Source organism: Mesorhizobium sp. AR02, assembly GCF_024746835.1.
Taxonomy (GTDB): Bacteria; Pseudomonadota; Alphaproteobacteria; order Rhizobiales; family Rhizobiaceae; genus Mesorhizobium.
In genome coordinates this window covers 2644429-2661765 of record NZ_CP080531.1, presented here as the reverse complement: position 1 = coordinate 2661765, position 17337 = coordinate 2644429, and the positions used below count along the sequence as shown (strand labels likewise).

The 17337-nt window shown below is 59.8% G+C and carries 17 protein-coding genes and 2 pseudogenes; 7 read left to right on the top strand and 12 right to left on the bottom strand.

Annotated features, from left to right (window positions below; genetic code table 11):
• Nucleotides 1-269: 269 nt before the first annotated feature.
• The 4 genes from efeO (DBIPINDM_RS16835) to efeU are packed head-to-tail and all read right to left on the bottom strand — an operon-like array spanning nucleotide 270 to nucleotide 4442.
• The gene (gene efeO / locus DBIPINDM_RS16835) at nucleotides 270-1106 is read right to left on the bottom strand and encodes an iron uptake system protein EfeO (RefSeq protein WP_258588295.1); all 837 of its coding nucleotides are present in this window, start codon (nucleotides 1104-1106) and stop codon (nucleotides 270-272) included.
• Between the two features lie 23 nt (nucleotides 1107-1129).
• Nucleotides 1130-2428, bottom strand: coding sequence for an iron uptake transporter deferrochelatase/peroxidase subunit (gene efeB / locus DBIPINDM_RS16830; RefSeq protein WP_258588294.1), 1299 nt, complete (start codon nucleotides 2426-2428; stop codon nucleotides 1130-1132).
• Nucleotides 2425-3600, bottom strand: a complete 1176-nt coding sequence (gene efeO, locus DBIPINDM_RS16825) for an iron uptake system protein EfeO (protein WP_258588293.1) — start codon at nucleotides 3598-3600, stop codon at nucleotides 2425-2427. Before efeO (DBIPINDM_RS16825) ends, efeB begins: the two co-directional genes overlap by 4 nt.
• Complete coding sequence (gene efeU, locus DBIPINDM_RS16820) at nucleotides 3597-4442, bottom strand: iron uptake transporter permease EfeU (protein WP_258588292.1); 846 nt, start codon at nucleotides 4440-4442, stop codon at nucleotides 3597-3599. The genes efeO (DBIPINDM_RS16825) and efeU overlap by 4 nt, the downstream gene beginning before the upstream one ends.
• Nucleotides 4443-4836: 394 nt before the next feature.
• On the opposite strand from efeU, the gene DBIPINDM_RS16815 reads away from it, so the two are divergent.
• Nucleotides 4837-5613, top strand: a complete 777-nt coding sequence (locus tag DBIPINDM_RS16815; protein ID WP_258588291.1) for a hypothetical protein — start codon at nucleotides 4837-4839, stop codon at nucleotides 5611-5613.
• A 233-nt stretch (nucleotides 5614-5846) separates the two neighbouring features.
• Nucleotides 5847-6380: an orotate phosphoribosyltransferase gene (gene pyrE / locus DBIPINDM_RS16810; RefSeq protein WP_258588290.1), complete on the top strand. Its 534-nt coding sequence runs from the start codon at nucleotides 5847-5849 to the stop codon at nucleotides 6378-6380.
• Between the two features lie 130 nt (nucleotides 6381-6510).
• Here the strand turns inward: pyrE and DBIPINDM_RS16805 are convergent.
• Both DBIPINDM_RS16805 and DBIPINDM_RS16800 read right to left on the bottom strand, forming a co-directional pair.
• Nucleotides 6511-6772 (bottom strand): annotated as a pseudogene (locus DBIPINDM_RS16805) (ATP-binding protein); the annotation flags it as partial.
• A gap of 35 nt (nucleotides 6773-6807) precedes the next feature.
• Nucleotides 6808-7710, bottom strand: a pseudogene (locus tag DBIPINDM_RS16800) (YifB family Mg chelatase-like AAA ATPase); the annotation flags it as partial.
• A gap of 94 nt (nucleotides 7711-7804) precedes the next feature.
• Here DBIPINDM_RS16800 and DBIPINDM_RS16795 point away from each other — a divergent pair.
• Nucleotides 7805-9502, top strand: a complete 1698-nt coding sequence (locus tag DBIPINDM_RS16795; protein ID WP_258588289.1) for a recombinase family protein — start codon at nucleotides 7805-7807, stop codon at nucleotides 9500-9502.
• On the opposite strand, the gene DBIPINDM_RS16790 is transcribed toward DBIPINDM_RS16795, so the two are convergent.
• Both DBIPINDM_RS16790 and DBIPINDM_RS16785 read right to left on the bottom strand, forming a co-directional pair.
• Entirely contained in the window at nucleotides 9499-9927 is a 429-nt protein-coding gene (locus DBIPINDM_RS16790; protein ID WP_258588288.1) for a hypothetical protein, read from the bottom strand. The genes DBIPINDM_RS16795 and DBIPINDM_RS16790 overlap by 4 nt on opposite strands.
• 257 nt (nucleotides 9928-10184) lie before the next feature.
• Nucleotides 10185-10709, bottom strand: a complete 525-nt coding sequence (locus DBIPINDM_RS16785; RefSeq protein ID WP_258588287.1) for a hypothetical protein — start codon at nucleotides 10707-10709, stop codon at nucleotides 10185-10187.
• A gap of 206 nt (nucleotides 10710-10915) precedes the next feature.
• Here DBIPINDM_RS16785 and DBIPINDM_RS16780 point away from each other — a divergent pair, with 206 nt between their 5' ends.
• Nucleotides 10916-11602 (top strand): hypothetical protein, encoded by a 687-nt coding sequence (locus DBIPINDM_RS16780; protein WP_258588286.1) that lies wholly within the window; start codon nucleotides 10916-10918, stop codon nucleotides 11600-11602.
• Between the two features lie 166 nt (nucleotides 11603-11768).
• On the opposite strand, the gene DBIPINDM_RS16775 is transcribed toward DBIPINDM_RS16780, so the two are convergent.
• Both DBIPINDM_RS16775 and DBIPINDM_RS16770 read right to left on the bottom strand, forming a co-directional pair.
• A complete protein-coding gene (locus tag DBIPINDM_RS16775) occupies nucleotides 11769-12317 on the bottom strand; it encodes a recombinase family protein (protein WP_258588285.1) in 549 nt (182 codons plus the stop codon).
• A 739-nt stretch (nucleotides 12318-13056) separates the two neighbouring features.
• Nucleotides 13057-13254: a hypothetical protein gene (locus DBIPINDM_RS16770; protein ID WP_258588284.1), complete on the bottom strand. Its 198-nt coding sequence runs from the start codon at nucleotides 13252-13254 to the stop codon at nucleotides 13057-13059.
• Nucleotides 13255-13334: 80 nt separating this feature from the next.
• Here DBIPINDM_RS16770 and DBIPINDM_RS16765 point away from each other — a divergent pair, with 80 nt between their 5' ends.
• The gene (locus DBIPINDM_RS16765; RefSeq protein WP_258588283.1) at nucleotides 13335-13556 is read left to right on the top strand and encodes a helix-turn-helix transcriptional regulator; all 222 of its coding nucleotides are present in this window, start codon (nucleotides 13335-13337) and stop codon (nucleotides 13554-13556) included.
• Nucleotides 13557-13665: 109 nt separating this feature from the next.
• Here the strand turns inward: DBIPINDM_RS16765 and DBIPINDM_RS16760 are convergent, their stop codons facing one another.
• Both DBIPINDM_RS16760 and DBIPINDM_RS16755 read right to left on the bottom strand, forming a co-directional pair.
• The gene (locus DBIPINDM_RS16760; RefSeq protein WP_258588282.1) at nucleotides 13666-13914 is read right to left on the bottom strand and encodes a hypothetical protein; all 249 of its coding nucleotides are present in this window, start codon (nucleotides 13912-13914) and stop codon (nucleotides 13666-13668) included.
• A 130-nt stretch (nucleotides 13915-14044) separates the two neighbouring features.
• Nucleotides 14045-14965, bottom strand: coding sequence for a DUF4238 domain-containing protein (locus DBIPINDM_RS16755; RefSeq protein WP_258588281.1), 921 nt, complete (start codon nucleotides 14963-14965; stop codon nucleotides 14045-14047).
• 662 nt (nucleotides 14966-15627) lie between these two features.
• On the opposite strand from DBIPINDM_RS16755, the gene DBIPINDM_RS16750 reads away from it, so the two are divergent.
• Together DBIPINDM_RS16750 and DBIPINDM_RS16745 are read left to right on the top strand one after the other, a co-directional pair.
• Entirely contained in the window at nucleotides 15628-16854 is a 1227-nt protein-coding gene (locus DBIPINDM_RS16750) for an AAA family ATPase (protein WP_258588280.1), read from the top strand.
• Nucleotides 16851-17264, top strand: coding sequence for a hypothetical protein (locus DBIPINDM_RS16745; RefSeq protein WP_258588279.1), 414 nt, complete (start codon nucleotides 16851-16853; stop codon nucleotides 17262-17264). Before DBIPINDM_RS16750 ends, DBIPINDM_RS16745 begins: the two co-directional genes overlap by 4 nt.
• Nucleotides 17265-17337: the final 73 nt, after the last annotated feature.

Sequence of the window (17337 nt, the reverse complement as noted above, 5' to 3'; positions counted from 1 at the left end):
GCCCGTCCTCCGCAGCAGCTGCGGAGGGTGGACCGGGCATTTCTCCCCGTAAACGGGGAGAAAGAAGCTGGCCGCACCGCCGGTACCATCCCTGCAACGCCGGCGATTGGCGAAACCAGCGATGACAGCGTCCTTCTCCCCGTTTCGGGGAGAAGATGGCGGCAGCCAGATGAGGGGCGGCGCTGCGTCTGGCGAGTAGGCAACCAGCCCCGAACGCCGCGGGGTCAAACGCCGCGTTTCAAAGAGATCGCAGATCCGTTCTACGATCCTCAGTTCAGCCCCAACGTACCCCTCAGCTTGGACAAATCCTCGGCCAGCGCCGTCACCGGACCGGCCAGCGCCTTGCGGTCGGCATCCGACAGCTTGTCGTAGGTCTCGAAGCCATCCGATGTCTTGTACTTGGCCAGGATAGCGTCGACGGTGGCGAAATTGTCGTCGACGGTCTTGATCAGAGTAGGGTTCTCCTTCTCGACCAGCGGATGCACAAGAGCGACGATCTTCTGGGCGCCGTCGATATTGGCCTGGAAATCCCAGAGATCGGTGTGGCTGTAGCGGTCTTCCTCGCCCGATATCTTGCTGGACGCCACTTCCTCGAGCAGGCCGGCGGCACCGTCGATGGCTTTTTCCGGCGGCACGGTGAGGCCGGCGACGCGCTTCTGCAGGTCGAGCACATCGGCGTTGAGCTTGTCGGCCAGCGGGCCGAGGCCATCTGTCGTGTTCTGGCTGAACAGGCTGTATTCGACGCGGTGGAAGCCGTAGAAGTCGGCCGACTTCTCCTTCTGTTCATGGTCGTCAGCGCGCGAATCGATGGCGCCGTCGAGGTCGGAGAACAGCTCGGCGATCGGCTCGATGGTCTCATAGTTGACGCGGGCCGGCGCATAAAGCGCCTTGGCCTTGGCGAGGTCGCCAGCCTTGACCGCGTCGGTGAACGCCTTGGTGCTGGTCACCAGCGTGTCGATCTTGCCCTGGACGTAGAGCTTGTAGTCGGCGATCGGCTGGACGAGATCGAGCGGCGAAACGGCGGCGTGAGCCGGCGCGAAGCTGGTCAGCAGGGCGATGGCGGAGACCGCCGGCAGGCGATGGTTTCTCAAGGGACGTCCTCTCATAGTGTCAAGCGGGGGTTCGGAATTCAGGCATGGGTCTCGGCAGGCATTTCGAGCAGGGAGCGGCCGAGGTAGTCCTGGTCGTCCTTCACGCCCGGCAGGGCGAAGAAATAGCCGCCGCCGAAGGGCTTGATGTACTCCTCGAGCGCCTCGCCGCTGAGGCGGGTCTGGACGGCGACAAAACCTTGTTCGAGGTCGGCCTGGTAGCAGATGAACAGCAGGCCCATATCCATCTGGTTGGATTTGCTGACGCCGTTCGAATAGTTGAAGGGCCGCCGCAGGATCAGGTGTTTTTGCGCCTCGGCGTCGCGCGGATTGGCCAGCCGGATATGCGCGTCGAGCGGCGTGGTCTTGCCCTGCGGATCGTTGGCGTAGTGCGGGACATCGGCCTCGCTTGTGCCGCCCTCGAGCGGCACGCCGCTCGCTTCCTGCCGGCCGATGATCGTCTGCTGTTCCTGCAGCGGCGTGCGGTCCCAGCGCTCGACGAAATTTCTGATGAGACGTACCACCTGATAGGTGCCGCCTGCTGTCCAGGCGGGCTCGGCGCCGCCCGGCTGCACCCAGACGATCCGCTTCATCAGCGCGGCGTCCGTGGAATCCGGATTGGCCGACCCGTCGCGGAAACCGAGGAAGTTGCGCGCGCTTTGCTTGGGCTTTCCCGGGTTTGGCGGCCGCACCGGCACCGAGCCTTCCTGCTTCCAGCGCAAGAGCAACGAATCCGGCGTGTTCTTCACGATATCGCGCAGGGCGTGGATGTTGGTGTCAGGCGTGTTCGACGAGAATTGCAGCAACAGGTCGCCATGGCAGAACTCATCCTGCAGGGCATCGTTGGAGAACGATGTCATCCGGACGAGATGCCTCGGTTTTAGCGCCTGCAGGCCGAAGCGGTCGTCGAAGATCGAGGCGCCGAGCGACGTCGTTATCGTCAGATTGTCCGGCGTCACCACCGGGCCGAGAATGCCGGAATCGGCGGCGGGAAATTTCGGGTCGAGCACGGACGGCGTTCCGCCCGCCATCAGGAAGGCCGTGCGCTCGGTCAGTGTGTGCAGCAGCCTTTGCAGTCCTGCGCGATTCTGGGCGAGCACGTTGAAGGAAGCGACCAGGCCGGCGGCCGGCCGCGGCGTGACGATGCCGGGCTGATGCTCACCATGGAAAGCCTGCCGCTGGTCGATCGTGTCACTCTCCGGCGCATTGGTGACGCTGCCGGCGCCGGCAGCCACGGCTGCCTGGGGGGCGAGCGCCCCGGCAACCGCGCCGATCAGCACCGAGCGGCGTGAGGGCGAGAAGGCCGCATTCGGGTCGAAGGGTTTTTCCCTGGCTGTCATTGGCTGAGGTCCATGGTTTCACGCAATCGGGAGAGGTCTCCGGCGAGCACGGTGGCGGCCTTGCCGAGCTCGGCCTTGGCGGGATCGGACAGCACGTCGGAGGCCTCAGCGCGGCGCACGGCGATCATGTCGCCGAGCACGGTGAAATCCTTGTCGAGCGACGCGACGATGTCGGGCGCGGTCTTGGCCGCGATTGGCCGCAGGAGGTCGAACACCTTGCGAACGCCCGTCACCGCCGCCTCGAAGAAGGTGAGGTCGCCATGGGCGTAGGGGCTGTCGCCGAAGCCTGGGCCTGGAGCTGCAAACCGCTCCAGGATCGCAACCGATCCGCTGACCATGCTTTCGGGCATGATGCGCAAATCGTGGACGCGCGTCTTGAGCGATGCCGCGTCGCCCATGAACTTGTCGGCGACGGGGGCGAGGCCGTCCGTGCTGCCCTGGCTGAACAGCCCGTATTCGAGGCGGTGCAGGCCGCCGAAATCCGGATCGGCCTCGCGCTGGCCGAACGCTTCGGCGCGCCCGTCGATCGCCGCATCGAGATCCGAAAACAGCGGCGACACCGGCGCGAGATGCGCATAGACGGTCTCGGCCGGCGGATAGAGCGCCTTTGCCGCCTCCAGATCGCCCGATTTCACCGCGCCGGTGAAGGCATCCGCCGCCTGGACGAAGGCATCGGTCTCGGTCGCCAAAAACACCTTGTACTCGGCGAGCGCGCCGATGAAGGCGGCCAGATCGGGTTTCTGCACCGCACCGGCATTGGCGGCGGGCAGCACGTGCAGCCGGCCGCGCGGGTTCGAGAGCAGGCCGCAGGTGATGGCGTAGTCGCCGGGCTCGAGCCGGGTGGCCAATGTCTGGGTGAAGCCCGGCGCGATGTTCTCGCGCTCCTCGAGCACCATCACGCCGTCGAGGATTTCCCACTCGACGGCGCGGTCGGAGCGGTTTTCGATCCGGAAGACATGCCGGCCGGCGGCAACAGTCAGCTCGTTGGGCTCGCAGGATTTTTCAGTGATCGCCACCAGGGTCGCGGATGACGCGTCATGGCGTCCTTTCTGCGCGACCCGTGTCGCATAGGTGAAAGCCGCTGCGGCGACCAGCAGCAGCGCGATCGAAACCGCCAGGCCGGCCCGCACGGCGGCGCTTGGCAGCGCGGGGGATTGCGGCGTGGTGATCATGTCGCGGGCCGTCCTTGCTTGGCGGCCGTTGCCGGCTGCAGGCCTGGCCGGTCCGCCAGGAAGAGCCACAGTGACGGCAGGAGGAAGCCGAGATAGACGACGATCTCGCTCAAGGTCGGCGCGTCGATATAGCCGAAAATGCCCGAAAGCACCGAGCCCAGCGGGCCGTCCATCGGCAGCACGCCGCTGATGTCGAAGCCGATCCCCTGCCCATGGTTCCACAGGCCGGCCTCATGCAGCGCATTGACCGAATTGGCGAGCAGGCCGGCGGCGACGATCAGGATGAAGGCGCCGGTCCAGCGGAAGAAGCGCCTGAAGTTCAGCCGCACGCTGCCGGCATAGATGCCGTAGCCGACGGCTGCCGCCAGCAGCACGCCGGCAAGGGCCGCCAGCGGCGCAAAGCTGTTCTCCTGCTGGAAGGCGGCGAGCAGGAAGAACACCGACTCCACGCCCTCGCGCGCCACCGCCAGGAAGACCATAGCGATCAGGCCGAAGCCCTTATGCGATGGCGTCTCGAAGGCCGCGTCGATCGAATTGTGCAGCTCCGCCTTGATCGAGCGCGCCGCCTTGCGCATCCAGAACACCATCGAGGTCAGCACGCAGACGGCGACCAGCCCGATGATGGCCTCGAACAGTTCCTGCGTCTTCTGCGGGAACTCGACACTGGCAAATTGCAGGATGGCACCGACGCCGAGCGAGAAGGCGAGCGCCAGGAAAATACCGATCCATACCACCGGCATCCAGGCGCCGCGACCGGTGCGGCTGAGATAGCTGGCAACGATGCCGACGATAAGCGCCGCCTCGACACCCTCGCGGAACATGATCAGGAACGGTACCAGCATTGTCTGTCCAGCCGCGCCGGGGAGGAGGCCTTTTTGGAGGCTAAACCTGCTGAAGCTCCGGCCTTTCAGGAGCGAGGCCGAAAACTTGTGCAGAGCGGTCAGCTTTTATTCTTGACCGCTCGCGCTGCACAAGGGTGGCGCGATCACATCAATGAGAAGTGGGCGTGATCGCCGCTCTACCCAGAGAGCTCTATGAGTTTCTCAAGGGTGATAGGGCAAGGGGCCTGAGGCTCGGCCTTCGGCCTGCGCCCGCGCCAGCCCTTGCCTTATCCAGCCGTGCCTGCCGGGTGGACCATGCGACGGCGGCTCTGGGGGACATCTAACGTGGGGAGAACTCCGGCGTTCCCATCCCCCGCAGACGAGCGTACATCTGCCCCAACATTCGAGGTGAAGAATGGAAATCACCGTTTCCAATCATCGCCATCCCGCGTTTCCGCAGCCTTCTGATGAGGGTTCGGCGATCTGGCGGTATATGGCTTTCGACAAGTTTGAATCGCTCGTGACGACGCGCACGCTCTACATGTGCCGGGCGGACTTATTATCTGATGAGTTTGAGGGAACAACGCCTGCCGCAGAGCTTGAAAGCTGGCGTATCGCGGCAGAGAACGCTCCAACTGAAGAAGAGCGAAACGTCATCTTAGACAACCGCGTTCAGCTATCCGACTTTGCGCGCGAGTTCCAGAACAAGTACTACCTCTCCTGCTGGCACATGGCATGCGAGGAAAACATTGCGATGTGGGAGCGCTACGTCAGCGGGCCAGACTCTGTCGTCGTGCGGACAAGGTATTCGACGCTCAATGGACAGCTCAACCACGCTGTAGTGAACCTCGCAATGGTCCGCTACATCGACTATGACCGCGATCCACTACCGTCGTTGAATATGATGCAACTCATCACGCACAAGCGGCATTTCTTTGCAGACGAGCGAGAGGTTCGCGCCGTGATGTGGAGCTTGTCGGCGGAACCTGCCAACGGCCAATTCATCAAGCCATTTATGTTGCCTGACACGAGAGGCTACACGCCGCCAGTGGATGTGAAAGCTCTTGTGGAGGGGGTAATCCTCCATCCGCGCGCAACGCCAGATTTCGAAAAGCGGGTTGCCGAACTGTGTTCGGCACACGAGTTGCCAGCTCCAGCACGATCTCGAATCGCGTCTCCACCGACATTCTAGATGGACGTCGGTGTCTCTCTATCCAGCCTTGGATTAATGTAGCACAACGTCAACCTAAAAGATCCGCTATACATTAGGGAATACTAAATGGCTGTAATTGTGAAAGCGGTCGTTGCCGTTCTGGTATGATAGTGGCAGCCACGCGGGACGAAGTGGCCATTCGGGCGCGGAAAGCTTGCTGACAAACAGTCTTTATCCTACTGCCTACCGTCTGCATTTTCAGGAGAGAGCGGATGGCCAGCGGGACTATATCATTGTCGGACCTTGCACGGCAGATCGCGGCGATCTCCACGATGGAAGGTGCATTCGTGCTGCGATCCGGCCAAGTGTCCCACCGCTACTTCGACAAGTATCGCTTTGAAGGCACACCCGTTTTGCTGAGGTCGCTGGCTCGGGCAATGACCGATCTTCTGCCTGCTGAAACGGAAATCATCGCGGGCCTTGAACTGGGGGGCATCCCTCTTGTCACAGCGATTTCGATTGAGACCGGGCTGCCGGCGGCATTCGTCCGAAAAGAGGCCAAGACCTACGGGACGTGTCGTGCCATCGAAGGTCAGGACATCGCAGGACGGAAAGTGACCCTTATCGAGGATGTCATCACGACCGGAGGCGCCGTCGCGGACGCCCATCAACTTGCGGCGAATGAAGGGGCGGACGTCTTGGCAGTCGTATGCGCGATCTGGCGAGGCGAAGGTGCCCCTAGCATCCAAGGCGTTCCCGCGCTGCCCGTTCTTCCTGTCTTCACGCGGGCTGACCTGGAACGCTGACGTAACCAAGATGTGGCTTTCCCGTCTACGACGGCCTCATCCTGCAATGACCGCTCTCGTGTTCTAAGTAGACATTCTTGCCAGCCCGATAGCCCGTGCCGGACTCCTCGAAGATAACGTACCACAACGTCAGGAGGTTATGCCCGCCGGCCGCCGCCACTTCCAGCGCCCGCTTGGCGGTCTCCTGGCCCTTGATGTCGGCAAGGTCGGGCAGGTCCAGCGCCGAGGCGTGGATGCCGACCTCCGGTCGCGACAGCACCTGTGTGCCGCGGAAATGATTGGCGATGGCGATCAGGCTGCGCGACGCCAGAATGTCGAACTCCTCGCCGGCCCAGGCTGCTTCCGGCCCACAGGCGAAAAGGGCAGATCAGGCCCTTGTCCTCGGCGTTAGCTCAGATCGGCGGCGACAAGGCACCGGTGCCGGATATTATGCCGCCTGCGCCACCCGTTCCGAACTCATACGATAGGAGATCGCCTCGGCCAGATGGATGCGGCCAACGGTTTCGCTGGCGTCGAGATCGGCCAGCGTGCGCGCCACTTTCAGCACGCGGTGGTAGGCTCGCGCTGAAAAAGCGAGCTTTTCGCTGGCGTCCTTGAGCAGCGACAGGCCAGCGGCATCGGGCATCGCGATGTCTTCGATGACCGCCGGCGCGCAATGGGCGTTGGTGGTGGCGCTGGTCACGCCGAGCCGCTCGAAACGTTCGCGCTGGATGGTGCGGGCGCGGGCGACGCGCAGCGCGACCGCGGCACTCTTTTCCGCCCGATCGGGCCGTATCAGGTCGCTGGCCGAGACCGCCGGCACTTCGATCCTGAGATCAATGCGGTCGAGCAGCGGCCCGGAAATGCGCGCCTGGTAGTCGGTGCGGCAGCGTTCGCCGCGCAGGCAGCGATAGCCCGGCTCGCCGGCCATGCCACAGCGGCATGGGTTCATCGCCGCCACCAGCTGGATGCGCGCCGGATAGGTGACGCGATGGTTGGCGCGCGCGATCATGCAGTCGCCGGTCTCCAGCGGCTGGCGCAGCGCATCGAGCGTCTGCGGCGTGAATTCGGGGAACTCGTCGAGGAACAGCACGCCGTGATGCGCCATCGACACTTCGCCCGGCCGTGCGCGCAGACCGCCGCCGACCATCGCCGCCATCGAGGCCGAATGGTGCGGCGCGCGAAACGGCCGCCGGTCGGTCAGTTTGCCTTCGCCGAGCTCGCCCGCCACCGAAGCGATCATCGAGACTTCCAGCAATTCCTTCGGCGCCAGCGGCGGCAGGATCGACGGCAGCCGCTGCGCCAGCATCGATTTGCCGGAGCCTGGTGGGCCAACCATCAAGACATTATGGTCAATTAATTGACACTCTGTCACACACCCGTTAGTGCCTCCGGTTATGGCAAAAACGGCACCCATTCGCCCTCGGGCATATTCCTACATACGCATGTCGACAGACATTCAGTTGAGAGGAGACAGCCGCCGTCGGCAACTTGAACTCTCCGAGGCCTATGCCAAGGATCACGATCTGGATCTCGTAAAAGAGTTTCAGTTAGAGGATCTCGGTGTGTCGGCGTTCCGGGGAGCCAATCTGTCCGATGTGTCCAGCCTTGGTCGATTCCTAAATTCGGTGAAGAGCGGAGATGTGCCCTCCGGGTCGTACCTGCTGGTTGAGTCCCTTGATCGACTTAGCCGGCAAAACGTTTTCACGTCACTCTCGGTCTTTACAGATTTGATTAAGGCCGGCGTCAAGCTCGTTACCCTTGCCGATGGCCAGGTCTACACGGCCGAGACAACCGACTTCAGTCAGTTAGTTGTGTCGTTGGCGATCATGAGCCGAGCGCACGAAGAGTCGCAGACCAAAAGCCGCCGCTTAAGCGCAGCTTGGGGCAACAAGCGCAAAACGATAGATGAGAAGAAGCTGACCGCTTTGGCTCCGGCATGGCTACATTTGTCAATGGACCGAGCGTCCTTCAATATTGATCCCGACCGCGCCAGCGTCGTCAAATCGATATTCGAGGATGCGGCATCTGGCCTCGGCAGCTACGCGATTGCAAGAAGGTTGAACAAGTCAGGCGTCGAGCCGTTTGGTAGATCGACGGGCTGGCAGACCTCTTACGTCGGGAAAATTCTTACCGGTCGCGCGGCCATTGGCGAGTACCAGCCGCACAAGATCGTTGATGGCCGCCGCGTTCCCGCAGGGCCGGCCGTCCAGAACTACTTTCCGGCAGTCGTAGACGAACAGCTGTTCCTGCGCGTCCAGTCGGGCCGTTTTCAGCGCCGGATCGGCGGAGCTGGACGAAAAGGCAAGTTTGTCAGCAACCTGTTTTCGGGGCTAGCACGCTGTGCCTACTGCGCTGCACCAATGCATTTCATCAATAAAGGCTCACTCCCAAAAGGCGGTACGTACCTAGCCTGTGACAATGCACGACGTGGGCTTGGCTGTGACAACATGGCTTGGCGCTACGACGACTTCGAGGCATCGTTCCTGACGTTCGTTGAGGAGATCGATCTGGGATCATTCCTTCGCGCTCAGGATGGCTCGGGCCATCGACAAGCGGTCGAGAGGAAAATGCAGGCGGCCGAAGGCAGCCTCGTTCGACTCGAAAGGGAGCGAGACCGGACGTTTCGGTTACTACTCGATCAGGACATGCCGTCTGACTTCCTGAAGGGCGAGCTCGCCCGGATCCAGGGCGAGATAGAAGCTTTGTCAATGGAATCTGATGAACTCGCGCAAGAGCGTCGTCGGCTTGATGTCGAAGTGGCCAGCTTCGTCCAGAGCCGAGCAGAAATTCAAACCTTAATAGCCGAGCTGCGGTCTGGCGGGGACGATGAAAGGTACCGGCTTCGCACCAAGGTGGCCGGGCGGCTCAAGTCCCTGATCTCTGTAATCGAAGTTGCCACACTGGGCGACAGGCAGCCGCGTGCCGAAAACGTCGTCGAGCTATCGAAGGCACAGCATGACAGTGTCTATGGCAACGGAGATGCGGGAATGGATGACGAACCACACGACCGGTCGGCGCGACAGTTCGACGTCTTCTTCAAGGACGGCAACAATCGGGTCGTACGGCCACGGGCGGATAAACCGGTTGTTGGCGAAAGTGATGTTTTTCGGTCGATTTACCCATCGAGCCGGAAAGGTTAGACGCCGCCGCTCCATTGGTAGCGCAAATGAAGGCGCCAGAACTCGGCATACAGCTGATGAAGCCGCCGATCCATCACGCTGGCTTTGAAGTTCTGGTAATCGATTGCCGCAGATTTACGTGCTAACAGAGCGCCGAATTCAGTCTTGGGGATATAGGCCCGACAAGCATAGTCGGCATCTGGTGACATGACGATCTCATGGTTCGGAAACAGCGCCTCTAGATGCCGGACGTTCCTGGCCCTGACCACCAGATCGTCTGGATCGTCTGGGTTCTGAACTGCCGAGACAAAGCCTTCCTTGAAACATATCCACATGGCACATCCCTTTCGCAGGGGCACCTCAGTATATCGATTGTTTTGATGTGGACAGGGTCTTTGGTCGAGCACCGGATGCTTTTCAACCTGACCGGCATCGGTCTTGGTCATGTGCGGCCAACGGTATTCGGTTGGAGGCATGGAACAACTTTGTCGAAGTAGTCATGGCTCAAACCCTTGGACACCGCCAACGGTGGGTCAGCGTTCGTCTACCCCTTCCAAGGATGGTACGCTTTCGAAGGAGGGCTTTCTGACAATACTAAACCATTCTCGGGTCCCTAGCGGGAGCCAAGAAGTGGGCCCATTTGGCCTTAACAGAACCGACGCGTGGCGAAGGGCCTGCTCATGGCGATCATAATGAATAAGGCTTACTGACGGCCGAGGTCGTTTATCATCTTCCACGCGGTGATGGCGCGGAAGTCCCTTTCGATTCTCTTGGCATTGTACCCAGCGGTACGATCAAGATCTTCCTTGGTTCGGCCCAGCCGCTGGATCAGCATCTTGCCACGATGGTGGACTGGGCGCGGATAAAATGATGCCAGTTCCTTTGCCGGATAAGGTTCGAACCAAAACCGCCCGTAAAGTTCAAAGTGCAGAAATGACGCGCCCAATGGCGGCGCAACTATTGCGTGTGCGTGATTGTGCGGTCTGTCCTCGAAGAACACAATGCCGCTTGTGCCCTTGCTGGGTTGCCTGAGCCAGTTTCGGCCGAGATAGTATCGATTCACTCGCGCGACCCACCCGCGAAGCGCAGCCTCCACTTCCGTTCGCGACGCTCCTGGGTGGAGGCCAGCGGTGACGTTGAAGGCGAGGCCGGGCATGCCGGCCACCAGCTCGACCAAGCCTTGCTTATAAAGTTGTCGGCCGCGCCAACCAAGAATATCACGATACATGATCGGCTATATAGGGGATGACAGGTCCGGCGTAAAGCAAAAACAACGACAAAAGCCCACGAAAGAAATGTAGACAATTTTTTTATTTGAGCTTTGCTTCACGTGTGATATCGCCATGCCGTCGGCCGATAGAGTCGACGTCCCCACCAACGGCCGAAGACAATCGGCCATTAGATTGCCGTTCAATCGACGGAAGAAGAGGATTTATGAAAGAAGGCGATGTCGTGTTGAGCCTTGCCGAAGTGGTCAGGCAGTTGCGCAAATTTGGCTATGTCAGGATGACCGAAGACACACTCTATTTTATGTATCGAAAAGGATGGGGTCCTTCGATCGATGTCGATGCCGATGGTCACCCGTTCATGTTCGAATCGACGATGTTCGCGTGGCTGAAGAAAGAGCGCGAACTGGCCGAAGACCGTAAGAAAATCTTCGAGGAAGAAAAGGAATTCAGCGCAAAGCGGCCTCGGCCGTCTTGGCTGGTTATCGGCTTGGATGGGAATGGCCCCGACGACGCCGTCAAGTTGCTGAAAGCTTACGGCTGTGACGCCATCGAAGTGAGTGAACCGGTCGACTTGCCCGTTCTCCTCGACAGAGTAAAGCCCGACGCAGTTTTCGTCTACCTCGGCGACTGGGATGTTCCTACGGCAATTGGGAACCTGGAGGATATGTTGAATCGCGACATTTATTGTATCGTCATGGGTCAGCCCAAAGGCGGGCGGCTGCCTGACGAGGTCCTCGATAAGTGCACCGTTTTCGAAGGGCACGCGCGAGGCAGCGAAAAGAGTTCGATGCTTCAGGTGCCTTCACACCTGGCGATGCGTATGACTCTGAATGAGGGGCTAACGCATGAGCACGCCTACATTGTCGACCTCCTCACGAGGGATGATTTCTAGTCCGTTTTCGGAGCCGACCAATCGACCGCCTAGGCAACATCCCGCCGCGCCGCCTTGGCTCAGCGGGCGTGGCCGTGGCAAAGCAACAACGTCTCAGCGTGTCCGCGCGTCTCTCGGGTGTAGACGACGTTTCCGCAATGGAAAACAAGCGTGAAAAAACACCCGGCTAAAGACCTCTGATCGCTCTTGCGACAGACCCCTTTCCAATACCTAGCCGGGCGGCAATCACGTTCATGCTCAACCCTTCAGCGCGCAGGGCGAAAATTTCGACGTGTCGTGCTCGCGCTGTAGGCTTTCGTCCCTTGTACTGTCCTGCGGCTTTGGCTCTGGCAATGCCTTCGCGCTGCCTCTCAAGCATCATCTCCCGTTCGAACTCCGCCACGCCGCCGAGAATATTCAACATCAGCTTGCCGGTTGGTGTGCCGGTGTCGATACCAAGGTTCTCAATCCTCACGGCCACCATCTTCGTTTGGAGGCGGTCGAGAACCATCCACATGTGCTTAACTGAGCGGGCGAGCCGGTCTAGCTTTGTGACGACAAACGTATCGCCCTCGCGGCAGAACTCGATCGCTTCTTCCAGCGCTGTTCGGATTCCAAGAGCCGACGCCTGCTCCTTATAGATCTTCTCGCAACCGAGGCGGCTCAGGTCACGAACCTGGGCGGCCAAGCCGGCTTCCTGTTCAAAAGTCGAAGTTCGCGCATATCCGACAAGCATCTGCCCTCTCCGGTCCAATAGGATCGGCGGCTATATACCGTCCCGGTCCAAAGTACATGCCGATTATGTGGACCGGGAATTGTCGAGTCAGGGGACCGGTCCACACGGCCAAGGCCTAATGGACTGCAACATACAAGTCAGACGCCTGGGACACGTTCCGCGTAATGAGGTGCGAAAAGAAGCGCGCATCAGTTGCCGTCAAGAAGCCTTGCAACCTAGTCAGCATTCAGCATGCGAGCATTGCCCCTGAGTGGCGCCGGCTCCATCATTCTTCAGGAATGACATGTACGTTGCCGTTGCGATCGAGGTGATAATCACGATGGCGAGTACGCCTAGCCATGACAGGCCGGCACCGGTGGGCTCGACATACTGGTTTGACCGGGGCTCGGCGTCCGGCGCGGGCCAGGACTCGGTGTCTGTCGAGGACCTATGCTCGAAGTATGGTTCAGCCCTTGGTCGTTCGTAAGGCACGAAGGTTGGCTTAGGGTCGGGCTGGGACCAGGGTGCAGTGTCCACCCTGGTCCTGTGCTCGAAGTATGGTTCGGGCCTTCGTCGTTCGTAAGGCGCAGGGTAGCCCACGAAGGTTGGCGTACTGACAGCTGTGAGAGATGGCGGCGGTTGCAAGGGCTTCGGGCCAAAATATGCCCGCAACACCCCGGCATCATCATGGTAGAACCCTTTCCTAACAACCTTGCCGTCATTGGAAATGAACGTGTCGTTGTCAATCCAATCGGCCATATCATCGCCCCCCGGAGTCTACCGGGCGATCCGGGGCAAACTCGATATCCCCTATTTGCCATGACATGTGATCCCGTCGATCAGGGGGCATGTGCAGGAATGCCATGATGGCTTCCAGGTAAAGCCTATGTTCGGCATCGGCGTTGACCATCTCTGACTCGATCCAGCGCACCACATCCTGTTTCGTTTTGGACTGCATAAAAAAACCCCGACGTCACCCTGCCATTTACATATTATAGTTGATAAACTCTCGGGCCGAAACCGTCGATTTTCGCGCGCATGGATATGCGCAAGCTGGTCGGCAGAAACTTCGCGCGGCTGCGCGCGGCCGCCCAGTTAACGCAGGAGCAGGTCGCTGAGCGGGCGGACATCAGCCAGCAATATGTCAGCGGCTTGGAGCGCGGGCAGCGAAATCCCAGTGTCGAGACGGTGCTAAAAATTGCCCAAGCCCTGGGCGTAAGCCATGTCGATTTGGTCAGACCGGACGACGACGCGAAGTAGGCGTCGGTGAGCCAGAATGCGGGTTTTGAGGCTTCGCCGAGGAACTAGCTGCCCAAGGAAGGCTGCCACTTAATTCAGATTTTATGAGAGCAGATCGCTCACCAAGTGTTCACAGTCGCAGGTTCAGCCAAGGCTCTCCGTACTCTCTCAACTTGAGCCATGCTTTGCGTATATAGAGCGCTCGTCCATGCTTTCGCATCGACTGCAAATACCGCGTCGCCGCACGATTTGCCTTGGTCGGGTCAATACCCTGCACCAGAAAGGCTCGCTCGAGTTCCCCGACAACAAAGCTGTTGCTCAAGCTGTTGAAAGCGGCGTCCATCGGCGCCCAATCCAAGTCCTCACCGTCGATGTTCACTCCTGCGCACTCTCCCGCGAAGTCAGTCACAGTGCCACACCACCTAGCACATGGCGAAGATCCTCGTCATCGCCGCTTCTTAGAGGAACTGCTCGCCGCGCACCGCCGTCTTAGATCTGCCGAGCGCCGCTCAAGCCGCTGGGTCGACTTTCTCTCCAGTCGCTGCGCGCAGTGACGCCGCTTTCTGAGCTGCGGTGATCGCCGAGTAGATCGATGCCGTCCCGAAGTGCTTCCGTACGAACTCGATCTGTCGACCGTCGGTGCCCCACACGTATTCGCGCGCCTGGGTTACGACGCTCTTGTTCAGGCCCTTGGCGATCTGGGTGTGCGATTGCGATTTTGCCCAGTGCTGCATCCCGGAGTCGTTAGAAGCCAGGAAGACCGTTTTCGGCGAGACTGGAAGGGCGATGTAGGCCTTCGGGGATGAGAGACCGGCCGGCCAGTCGAGCGGGCGGTCCGAAGTCAGCAGCGGTACCTTGGAATCGACGAGCTTGTGGATCGACCAGTGCATGCCGAAAATCGTCGGCCCGATCTTATCGTTGTCGATGATCCGGATCATCAGGTTAGTTGCACCGATGTGCGGGGCAGCCGGGTCGAGCAGCTTCTCGAATTCGTCCCAGGTATGGGGATCGTTGTCACGTCGCCAATTGGCGAAGTTCTTCCTGATGCTCTCCCGCGCTGCCGACCATATGTTGAGCACGTGTGCTTTGAGATCGTTGACAGTGTCCGGATTACGGAAGCGTAGCGAAAGGAGGTAACGTGTCCAAGCGCTCCTCATCTCGGGCGTCCACAGCGTCTTGTCCCAAGCGAGCATCTTCCGTAGTGCCAGCTCGGCAGCAGTGTCGACCGGCTTGAAAAAATTCACCTCAAGGTGCTGCTCTACCTCCGGCGTCAAGCCATTCGTCTTGTACAGGTCGCGCTCGTAGCCGGTAGCATTCGGATGGATGCGGCCATGAACGACTCGGCCATTGATCAAGCGCATCTGACAGACGAGCTTGTCCGTTCCGGCCCACGGTTTGATAGAGACCGCAGGATTGAAATGGTGTTTCAAGGGAAGTCCGTTTGGAAACGACTCGGGGGGCTAATATTGGAAACCATACTCCTGTTGGCCTGCCCTGACATAGCGAGCTCATTCCGTCCCGACATTCGACCCACGCGTATGAGCCTGAATGGAAATGAATTCGCAGCCTCTTAAAGACCAGCGCGCCTCTTGGCTTCCGATCGCCCCCCGCCGTTTATTAGGCAAGGTGTTACAGTAGTCGACCCGTCGACCGACTGACGACCCTTAGCCGTCTAGAGCGCGCTACGACTCTCTCAAGTCGGTGGCGACTCAACTCGCTGGGACTCCGGCGGTGTCGATCGCAAGTCGAAGAAGCACTTTCTCAGCTCTGGGCGATCCCTGCACGGCTCGGTGAAGGAATGCCACGATGTCGTAGGAGTCAGTGTCTGGGTGAGGCTATATCCTCGGCGCCTTCCCGAAGAGATCAAATGGCTACCAGAATCTGTGAGCATCGAACACCCGCCGGTTAAGGTCGCCCTGATCCCGGACCCGCATGCGGCTTCCAAAATGCGAACGACCGCTTCGCGCCTCCATCTGCCGTCCCGTACGCTCGGAGTTATCCTTGGAAGCCGTCGTTGGACGAGCGCGCTAACCGGCTCTACCTGTGGTCGCCTGCACTAGACGCGCCACCAGCATAATGCCATTTTGACGACATGCCACTCCCGCTAGACGTTCAAATTCCAAGCGCAGACTTTTCCCTCAAACTCAGCGCTGGCGAGACGACGATATTTGTTGGTGCCAACGGCAGCGGCAAAACGCGGCTGGCTAGTTGGTTAGAACAATGGGCTGGCGTCGACGCACACCGCGTAAGCGCTCACCGAGCCCTCACTCTGAACCCTAACGTCGTTAAGGTCAGCGAGATCCAAAGCAAATTTAATCTATTGTCTGGGATCGACTCTCCTCAAACCAATCAATATGCCCAGCAAGACATACCGACTTATCGCGAGGGCAATCGCTGGCGATCGAACTCCTCGACTCATCTGCTAAACGACTTTGACGCTTTGCTACAGTGGCTCTATGCTGAGCAGAACAACATCGCCGTACGTGAATTAACGGATCGTTACAAAGGGATTGTTAGCGAACCCGCAAGCACGAAGTTCAAGCAGCTGGCTGCAATGTGGGAGAGAGTGCTGCCCACCAAGCGCCTGATCATTACGGCAGACGATATCCAAGTTGAGCCTGTAGGCGGCGGGAATGTCGCACCTTACAGCGCCGGCCAAATGAGCGACGGCGAGCGCGCTATCTTTTACATGATCGGTCAAGTCCTTTTCGCGCCCACAGGTGTTATCATTTTTGACGAACCTGAGTTGCACGTTCATCGTGCCGTGCTCGGACGTCTTTGGGATGAATTGGAGGCAAGCCGACCAGACTGCGCGTTCGTCTTAATCACCCACGATTTGGAGTTCGCCGCCAGCAAGACCGGGCGCAAACTCGTCGTGCGCTCCTTCTCGTCGCCAGCGAGTTGGGTCGTCGAGGAGGTTCCCGACGACAGCGGTTTCGACGAGCAACTCACCACTCTGATTCTCGGTAGTCGTCGTCCGATTTTGTTTGTAGAGGGCCAAGGTACCAGCCTTGATCTGGCGATCTACCGAGCCTGCTACCCCAATCTGACGGTCGTGGCGCGCGGAGGGTGCGAGCAGGTCATCCGGTCGGTCCGCACCATGCGTGCCAACGCGTCGCTCACTAGGGTTACCTGTGCCGGCCTTGTGGATGCGGATTCTCGAACTGAGGCGGACTTAGCTAGTCTCGCCGGAGACGATATCTTCGTGCTGCCGGTCTCCGTGTGGAAAACCTCTTCCTGTTGCCAAGCGTTGCGAGCGCTATTCTCGACCATGAGTCGCACAACGAGGCAGAGAAGATTACTCGGCTGTCAAAGTTGAAGGCCGATCTGTTCAATAAGGCCTCGGAGCCCGGCGTTCAAACCGCGATCGCGGTGGAGCATTGCCGGCGACGAATCGATCGGGCGCTCAAGATAGTCAGCTTTGAGGATGTGAGGGACGAGGCCGAGCTCGGCGCCGAGCTCACGGCTCGGATCGCCACGATCAACGTGGCCGCCCTCGCCAAAGAGGTGCGTGACGCGATCATCAAGGCAATCACTGACGATGACATATCAGCGCTGCTTCGCGTCTACGATCACAAAGATCACATAATCGCAACTGCCGCACGCTACCTTCGCGGCGTCCATAAAGACGTATTTACAGCCTGGATCGTCAGGGCGATTAAGGACCCAAGAAAGCCAGAACTCAGGGCTGCCATCAAAGCGGTGGTGCCACCGATTAACGCTGTGTAGCAGGCACCTCCAAGGTTACCATAATCCAACAGCCTGGGCTCTGAGGGTTGCCAGCCGGCTAACGGCCCCTTGC

Bases quoted from the DNA above. Each gene is read 5' to 3' on its own strand.
- efeO (WP_258588295.1), bottom strand. From the start codon at position 1,106: ATGAGAGGACGTCCCTTGAGAAACCATCGCCTGCCGGCGGTCTCCGCC.
- efeB (WP_258588294.1), bottom strand. From the start codon at position 2,428: ATGACAGCCAGGGAAAAACCCTTCGACCCGAATGCGGCCTTCTCGCCC.
- efeO (WP_258588293.1), bottom strand. From the start codon at position 3,600: ATGATCACCACGCCGCAATCCCCCGCGCTGCCAAGCGCCGCCGTGCGG.
- efeU (WP_258588292.1), bottom strand. From the start codon at position 4,442: ATGCTGGTACCGTTCCTGATCATGTTCCGCGAGGGTGTCGAGGCGGCG.
- DBIPINDM_RS16815 (WP_258588291.1), top strand. From the start codon at position 4,837: ATGGAAATCACCGTTTCCAATCATCGCCATCCCGCGTTTCCGCAGCCT.
- pyrE (WP_258588290.1), top strand. From the start codon at position 5,847: ATGGCCAGCGGGACTATATCATTGTCGGACCTTGCACGGCAGATCGCG.
- DBIPINDM_RS16795 (WP_258588289.1), top strand. From the start codon at position 7,805: ATGTCGACAGACATTCAGTTGAGAGGAGACAGCCGCCGTCGGCAACTT.
- DBIPINDM_RS16790 (WP_258588288.1), bottom strand. From the start codon at position 9,927: ATGACCAAGACCGATGCCGGTCAGGTTGAAAAGCATCCGGTGCTCGAC.
- DBIPINDM_RS16785 (WP_258588287.1), bottom strand. From the start codon at position 10,709: ATGTATCGTGATATTCTTGGTTGGCGCGGCCGACAACTTTATAAGCAA.
- DBIPINDM_RS16780 (WP_258588286.1), top strand. From the start codon at position 10,916: ATGAAAGAAGGCGATGTCGTGTTGAGCCTTGCCGAAGTGGTCAGGCAG.
- DBIPINDM_RS16775 (WP_258588285.1), bottom strand. From the start codon at position 12,317: ATGCTTGTCGGATATGCGCGAACTTCGACTTTTGAACAGGAAGCCGGC.
- DBIPINDM_RS16770 (WP_258588284.1), bottom strand. From the start codon at position 13,254: ATGCAGTCCAAAACGAAACAGGATGTGGTGCGCTGGATCGAGTCAGAG.
- DBIPINDM_RS16765 (WP_258588283.1), top strand. From the start codon at position 13,335: ATGGATATGCGCAAGCTGGTCGGCAGAAACTTCGCGCGGCTGCGCGCG.
- DBIPINDM_RS16750 (WP_258588280.1), top strand. From the start codon at position 15,628: ATGCCACTCCCGCTAGACGTTCAAATTCCAAGCGCAGACTTTTCCCTC.